Below are 6,856 nucleotides of genomic sequence, written 5' to 3'. Positions count from 1 at the left end.
GTCTTTGTAGATTTTGCGGTTAAAAGGTTTTCACCCGGAAAAAAAAAGTTACAATAGAAAGGAGTCAATCAGGACCTAACGATAAATGGGAAACGATATGAACCGTAAAGAGAGGAAATGAACGATGATTATTAAACCTAGAACACGCGGATTTATTTGTACAACTTCTCATCCTGTGGGCTGTGCTGCCCAGGTTCAACAACAGATCGATTATGTGCTTAGCAAGCCGGCAATACAGGGCCCGCGCAATGTGCTTGTCATCGGGGCTTCGACAGGTTATGGATTGTCTGCCCGAATTGCAGCAGCCTTCGGCGCTCGGGCGAATACGGTAGGGGTGTACCGTCCTAGCCAGGGCAGTGAGAAACGTACGGCATCGGCAGGCTGGTACAACTCGGCGGCGTTTGAAAAGGCTGCGGCAGAAGCTGGACTGAAATCGTTCAGTGTGACAGGAGATGCATTCTCAGCCGAGACAAAAGCAAAAACGATAGAGCTGATCCGCCAGGAGCTGGGTCAGGTGGATCTCGTTGTATACAGCGTTGCATCCGCGCGGCGGACGCTTCCTGAAACCGGAGAGACGGTCAACTCCGTACTGAAGCCGATCGGCGAGCCTTACACGAACAAAACGGTCAACTTCCATACAGGTGAAGTGACCGAGGTGACGATTGAGCCGGCAACAGAAGAAGAAGTGAAGCATACGGTGGACGTTATGGGCGGTGAAGACTGGGATTTGTGGATGGAGGCCTTGTCCGAGGCAGGCGCACTGGCAGATCAGGCGGTAACCATCGCGTTCTCTTATATCGGCTCGGAAATTACACGGGCGATCTATCGTGACGGTTCCATTGGCCAGGCGAAGGATCATCTGGAGGATACGGCGCTGAAGCTGAGCGACAAGTTGTCGCCGATTGGCGGACGCGCTTATGTGGCCGTCAGCAAAGCGCTGGTGACCCAGTCCAGCTCGGCAATTCCTGTGGTGCCGCTGTATGTGTCGGCGCTTTACAAGGTGATGAAGGAGAAAGGCATCCATGAAGGAACGATCGAACAGATCCATCGTCTGTTCGCAGATAAGCTGTATAGCGGCGGCGAGGTTCCGGTGGACGAGAAGGGACGCATCCGCATTGACGACTGGGAACTGCGTGAGGATGTGCAGCAGGAGGTTGCCGATCTGTGGAGCCGGGTAACGAGCGACAATATCGAGCAGCTGACAGACCTGGAAGGCTACCGCCGCGAGTTTTTCCAGCTGTTCGGATTTGAGACCGACGGTGTGGATTATGATGCAGATGTTGATCCGGCCGTAGATAATCCGCATGCAATCTAATAGGTGAGCCATAACGAGGACCCGATTTCAGAATCGGGTCCTCATTCATGTAGGGCGCCTGGATTTACGGAATGGGCAACGGGAATGTATATCTGGACCCGGTCGTCGCCAAGGCGGCTTCTCCGCTCCAAACCGTACATCTCCGGGTTATAGTGGAGCCCGCGCTGTTTCATCTGCTGCATGACATAGATGAAGGATTGATCGGTATCCTCCCGGCCCGTGCCGCCTTCGTGTACATATACGATATATTCCCGGGTCGGCAGTGTAAGGCTGGTCATGCCGGGAGGAATGGTGCCAATCGCGGTGACTTCGATGCCGGCGATATAATGATAGACAGGCCCGCGGCTTAGAACGGCAGCGATCCAGTCCTGACCGCGGGTTGAACGTGGATATCGGATTTCTTGGATTCGGCTGCTTAGCTCCGTCCACAATTTGGGCTTAAGCGCTTGCGTTATATAGTAGGCGGTGAACGGCACTTTGATCTCCATGCCGACAAGATGGAACCCAGGCTTCACAAGCCGCTGCAATCCCGTCTCTGCCGGCTCAGGAAGGGAGCGCTGCCTGGCATTCAATATCGAGTATCCCCCGTGCCTGCCCTCATTCGCGTACAGCGGCACGCCGAGCTCGGACAGCTCGTGCAGATAGCGGAGCATCGTGCGACAGGACACGCCAAATTCCTCTGCCATCTGGCTGACGGTAAAGGTCTGTTTCTCGTATACCCGCTGCATGACTTTCAGTATTCGCTCTGTTTTGGGCATGACGCGCCTCCTTGCCGTTTTATAGAAACGGTGACCGTTTTTGTCATAGTTTCAGTATATAATGAACTCATAGTATGGTTAAAGGAGTGAATAGGAGATGACAGTTGAACAACGTAATGAAGCTTCAATTACAACCAAACCTGCTTTTCAGGCTGTGGGGATCAAGTGGGAAGGGACCTATGCCGAAGCGGGAGCGGGCGGCATTCGGGCCATTCATGAACAGCTGCAGGAGCGGCTTGCGGAAATTCCTTACGCGATACATAAGGACACGATGCTCGGGCTATCCTATCACGCTCATCCCGGAGCGGAGGGGTTCACACACTATGCTACAGTGGAGGTAGAGAAGGTGGGTGACATCCCGGAAGGGATGGTGGCTATAGCTGTTCCTGAGCTGACTTATGCCACCTGTCATCACGCGAAACAGCAAAATATTCAGCAATCCTATACCAATGTGTACAACTGGATTCGTGAACAGGGCTATCAAGAGAAAGCCCCGGATGGATTGACCCATCTGGAGCAATATCCGATGGAGCAGGACCCGTATGATGACCAGCCTGAATTTGTCATTATGATCCCTGTGGAATAAGAGATCCTTAAGGCATTCTCATAAAGTGAATAACATGTAAATCCAGTAGATATACCGTGCATTTTCATAAGAAGCTCCGACGTCAGATGGTTTCACATCAATGGAGGCGTCATCAGTGTTGGACGGCTCAAGACCATAGATTTTGCGCAATTCATCTTCTCGTTCTTGACTTACAACTACACTTTGCATGTCTAATGCAGGCTTGCTTTCTCCGGCTCTAAGGCTTTCGATTGTAACCTCGGTGTCGGTTATAGCTTCAGCCTGTACCAGCGGTGAGAACAGAGAAGAAAAGGTGTACAAAAAGGATATCAGTACAGCAGAAATCATGATATGTAAACGCATATTATCAACTCTCTTAATTGTATTGAGCCAAGCGGAATTATCATTCATCCTTTCGTGTCGGATGAGGCTCTACAATATAAACCAACTTTTATCGTAAGATGTTATACCTATATTCTAAAAATATTTCATGCGATTTGAAGTACAGTAAACAGGGTTTACAAGATACACGGAGGGGAGAAACAGAACATCATGATCGATTTGATCCAGCTGCGCAGGGAATTGCATCGTTACCCTGAGCTTGGCTTCACCGAATTTCGCACAGCCGCGATGGTTGTGAAGATGCTGACCGAGATGGGCTACCGCGTTATTTACGGCAAGGATGCGATCGAAGGATCGGCCAGACGGGGGCTTCCTCGTACGGAGGTGCTGGAAGAGGCTTATCAGCGCGCCTTGCGCGAAGGTGCCGATCCGGAGATCGTGCAGAAGATGAGGGGCGGCTATACCGCGGTAGTCGCAGAGCTGGAAGGGATGGAGGCTGGGCCGACGACTGCTTTCCGTTTTGATATGGATGCGTTGCCGATCACGGAAAGCGCACTAGACAAGCATACGCCGCAGGCGACAGGCTTTCGCTCCGAGCATGAAGGCATTATGCATGCCTGTGCTCATGACGGCCATACTGCGATGGGACTGGCCTTGGCGGATCGGCTGAAGGACAGGCAGCTTGCGGGTAAAGTGCGCCTTCTGTTCCAGCCTGCCGAAGAGGGAGTGCGGGGAGCTTACGCGATGGTTGAAAAAGGGATGCTGGATCAGGTCGACAGACTGTTCTGCCTCCATCTCGGTGTAGGGGTTCCATCCGGCCATATCCGGGGAGCGGCAGCGGGATTTCTCGCAACGACGAAGCTAGAGGCGAGATTTACCGGCATATCGGCTCATGCCGGGGCTTCGCCGGAGGAAGGCCGCAACGCCCTGCTAGGGGCATCGACAGCGCTGCTGAATATTCATGCGCTGCCGCGATTCAGCTCTGCGGATACCCGGATTAATGTAGGGGTTCTCGAGGGAGGAACCGGCGCGAATATTATTGCCGAGCATGCGCGCATGATCATCGAGACCCGCTCGGCCGATGAGGCGACGAACCGGGAGCTGGAGCGGCGAGTGCGCATGATTATCGAGCATAGCGCCCGGATGCATGAGCTCCAGGCGGAGGTTGAAGTGATCGGCGGCGCCATTCCGATCCGCTGTGATCTGGAGCTTGCAGCGCTTGCGGTCCGGGAGGCCGGACATATACCGGAATTCACCTGTGCCGAAGTGGTTCAGGACAGCGCCGCTCTCGGCAGTGAGGATGCCAGCTACATGATTCGTCGTGTCCAGGAGCAAGGAGGGCTGGCCACCTATATGATCATTGGCACTCAGTTGTCCGCCCCGCATCATCATCCCGGATTCGATATCGATGAAGCGGTGCTGGAGCCGGCGGTGAATCTGCTCGAACGGCTGGCTAGAACGATGCAATAACAGGTAGCTGAAGGCTGCTCTCGTAAGTCATGGTTATGACTTGAGGGCAGCTTTTTTTTCATGACGGCGGCGCTTTTTCACCAGCATGATGACCCTGCTCTCTTCACTTTCAGATTTTTATATCGAATCATCATTTTGTTACATATGGTTTTGTCCAAGGCCGTTTTACAATGAACAGGAGACCGGTGTGCGGTCAAGTTATGCAGATGGATACACAGATGACAGGGGAACCGAACCAGGCTTGGCCTTGGCCGGGAACCTAATGATAGTGGAAGCGAGGAGTGAAGAAGCATGTCAACTCAATTCAGATTTTCGTCGTTTCATCCAGCCGTCACAGGTCTGCTGCATGGAGGAGACTATAATCCTGACCAATGGCTGGCTTATCCGGATATTATTCAGGAAGACTACCGGCTGATGAAGCTGGCCAATTGCAATGCATTCACACTGAATGTGTTTGGCTGGAGCGCGATTGAGCCGGAGGAGGGACGTTATGAGTTCGGCTGGCTCGATCAGATGATGGATAACTTGGCGGAGAGGGGCATCCAGGTCATTCTGGCGACGCCGAGTGGAGCCCGACCGGCATGGATGTCGGCTAAATATCCCGAAGTGCTGCGTGTACAGAGCAATCGGCAGCGCAATCTGCACGGCCACAGGCACAATCACTGCCTGACTTCCCCGGTATACCGGGAGAAGACGAGGGAGATCAACCGAAGACTGGCCGAACGGTACAAGGATCACCCGGCGCTTATTCTGTGGCATATCTCCAACGAGTTCAGCGGGGACTGCCACTGCGATTTGTGTCAGGAGGCATTCCGTCAGTGGTTGAAGCGGAAGTACGGCACGCTGGAAAAGCTGAACCATGCCTGGTGGACCGGCTTCTGGAGCCATACGTTTACGGATTGGACGCAGATTGAATCCCCTGCTCCGCATGGGGAGGATCAGGTGCACGGGCATAATCTCGATTGGAAGCGGTTTGTAACCGACCAGACGATCGATTTTTACCGGAATGAAATCGCGCCCTTGCGGGAGATCACACCGAATGTCCCGGTAACGACCAACTTTATGGGCGATTATCCGCATATGGGGCCGTACATCGGACTGAACTATGCGAAGTTCGGCAAGGAAGTGGACGTCGTCTCCTGGGACAGCTATCCGACCTGGCATCATGATGCTCAATCAACGGCTGATCTGGCCGCCGATGTCGCTTTTGTTCATGATATTTATCGTTCGATGAAAGAGGGGCAGCCGTTTCTTGTGATGGAGAACACGCCGTCCCTGGTGAACTGGCAACAGGTGAACAAAACGAAACGTCCCGGCATGCATGCCTTATCTGCCGTACAATCGCTGGCCCACGGGGCGGATGCCATCCTGTATTTTCAGTGGCGCAAAGGACGGGGCGCTTCGGAGAAATTCCACGGCGCTGTGGTAGGTCACAGCGGACATGAACATACTCGCGTATTCCGTGAGGTCGCCGAGCTGGGGGATATTTTGCGCCGCCTTGGTGATATTCAAGGTACGAGTGTGAAGCCTGAAGTAGCGGTCATTTATGACTGGGAGAATCAGTGGGCGATGGATGACGCTCAGGCGCTCAAGCCGAGAGAGAAGCGTTATATCGAGACTTGCCAGGCACACTACAAAGCTTTCTGGAAGCGGGGCATCCCGGTGGATATTATTGACATGGACAACGATTTTTCGTCTTACAAGCTGGTGATCGCACCGATGCTGTACATGATTCGTCCCGGCGTTGCGGAGCGGCTGGAGCAGTTCGTCCAGAAGGGGGGAACGCTGGTGGCTACGTACTGGAGCGGCATCGTGGACGAGTCTGATCTCACCTTCCTGGGCGGCTTCCCTGGACCGCTGCGCTCACTGCTCGGCATATGGGCAGAGGAAATCGATACGCTGTATGATTCCGATCGGAACAGCATTCGACTGACGTCCGAAGCTCTTGGCCTGGACGGAACTTATGAAGCCAGAGAATACTGTGAGGTGATTCATGCCGAGACTGCCGAAGTATTGGCAGCTTATGCATCCGATTATTACGAGGGCATGCCTGCGCTCACGGTCAACACTTTCGGACGGGGACAAGCTTATTATATCGCCTCCCGCAACGAGGACCGTTTCCATCAGGATTTCTACGACCGGCTCGCACAACAGCTTGGAATTAGAGCGGTGCTGGATGCCGCTTTGCCGGACGGAGTATGCGTCCAGATGCGCTCTGACGGCGAGTCCGAATATGTGTTCATTATGAATTTCTCGGAAGTTTCGCAGCGAGTGGATCTGCCGGAGCATGGCTATGAAGATGTGCTTGGCCAGCAGCCGGCAGCGGGCGAACTGATCTTGCCCAAGTATGGATTTGCAGTGTTAAGACGCCAGGCAATCCGTTACAATAGAGCATAAGCGATCTTG

6 protein-coding genes are annotated in these 6,856 nt (G+C 53.4%); 4 read left to right on the top strand and 2 right to left on the bottom strand.

Features of this window, described 5'->3' with window-relative positions:
• The first annotated feature begins 124 nt into the window (after window positions 1–124).
• The gene (gene fabV, locus CHH75_RS20990) at window positions 125–1,315 is read left to right on the top strand and encodes an enoyl-ACP reductase FabV (protein WP_095266416.1); all 1,191 of its coding nucleotides are present in this window, start codon (window positions 125–127) and stop codon (window positions 1,313–1,315) included.
• A 41-nt stretch (window positions 1,316–1,356) separates the two neighbouring features.
• Here the strand turns inward: fabV and CHH75_RS20985 are convergent, their stop codons facing one another.
• Complete coding sequence (locus tag CHH75_RS20985; protein WP_095399104.1) at window positions 1,357–2,073, bottom strand: GyrI-like domain-containing protein; 717 nt, start codon at window positions 2,071–2,073, stop codon at window positions 1,357–1,359.
• Window positions 2,074–2,170: 97 nt separating this feature from the next.
• On the opposite strand from CHH75_RS20985, the gene CHH75_RS20980 reads away from it, so the two are divergent.
• The gene (locus tag CHH75_RS20980) at window positions 2,171–2,659 is read left to right on the top strand and encodes a GyrI-like domain-containing protein (protein WP_095399103.1); all 489 of its coding nucleotides are present in this window, start codon (window positions 2,171–2,173) and stop codon (window positions 2,657–2,659) included.
• A gap of 18 nt (window positions 2,660–2,677) precedes the next feature.
• Here CHH75_RS20980 and CHH75_RS20975 read toward each other — a convergent pair whose 3' ends face one another.
• Window positions 2,678–3,001, bottom strand: a complete 324-nt coding sequence (locus CHH75_RS20975) for a hypothetical protein (protein WP_095399102.1) — start codon at window positions 2,999–3,001, stop codon at window positions 2,678–2,680.
• A 189-nt stretch (window positions 3,002–3,190) separates the two neighbouring features.
• On the opposite strand from CHH75_RS20975, the gene CHH75_RS20970 reads away from it, so the two are divergent.
• Together CHH75_RS20970 and CHH75_RS20965 are read left to right on the top strand one after the other, a co-directional pair.
• Window positions 3,191–4,450, top strand: a complete 1,260-nt coding sequence (locus tag CHH75_RS20970) for an amidohydrolase (RefSeq protein WP_095399101.1) — start codon at window positions 3,191–3,193, stop codon at window positions 4,448–4,450.
• A 291-nt stretch (window positions 4,451–4,741) separates the two neighbouring features.
• Window positions 4,742–6,847 (top strand): beta-galactosidase, encoded by a 2,106-nt coding sequence (locus CHH75_RS20965; RefSeq protein ID WP_095399100.1) that lies wholly within the window; start codon window positions 4,742–4,744, stop codon window positions 6,845–6,847.
• Window positions 6,848–6,856: the final 9 nt, after the last annotated feature.

Source organism: Paenibacillus sp. 7541 (assembly GCF_002276395.1).
Classification (GTDB): domain Bacteria; phylum Bacillota; class Bacilli; order Paenibacillales; family Paenibacillaceae; genus Paenibacillus_AQ; species Paenibacillus_AQ campinasensis.
Note: the sequence above shows the minus strand (reverse complement) of the source record. Positions and strands in the feature narration are given on the sequence as shown.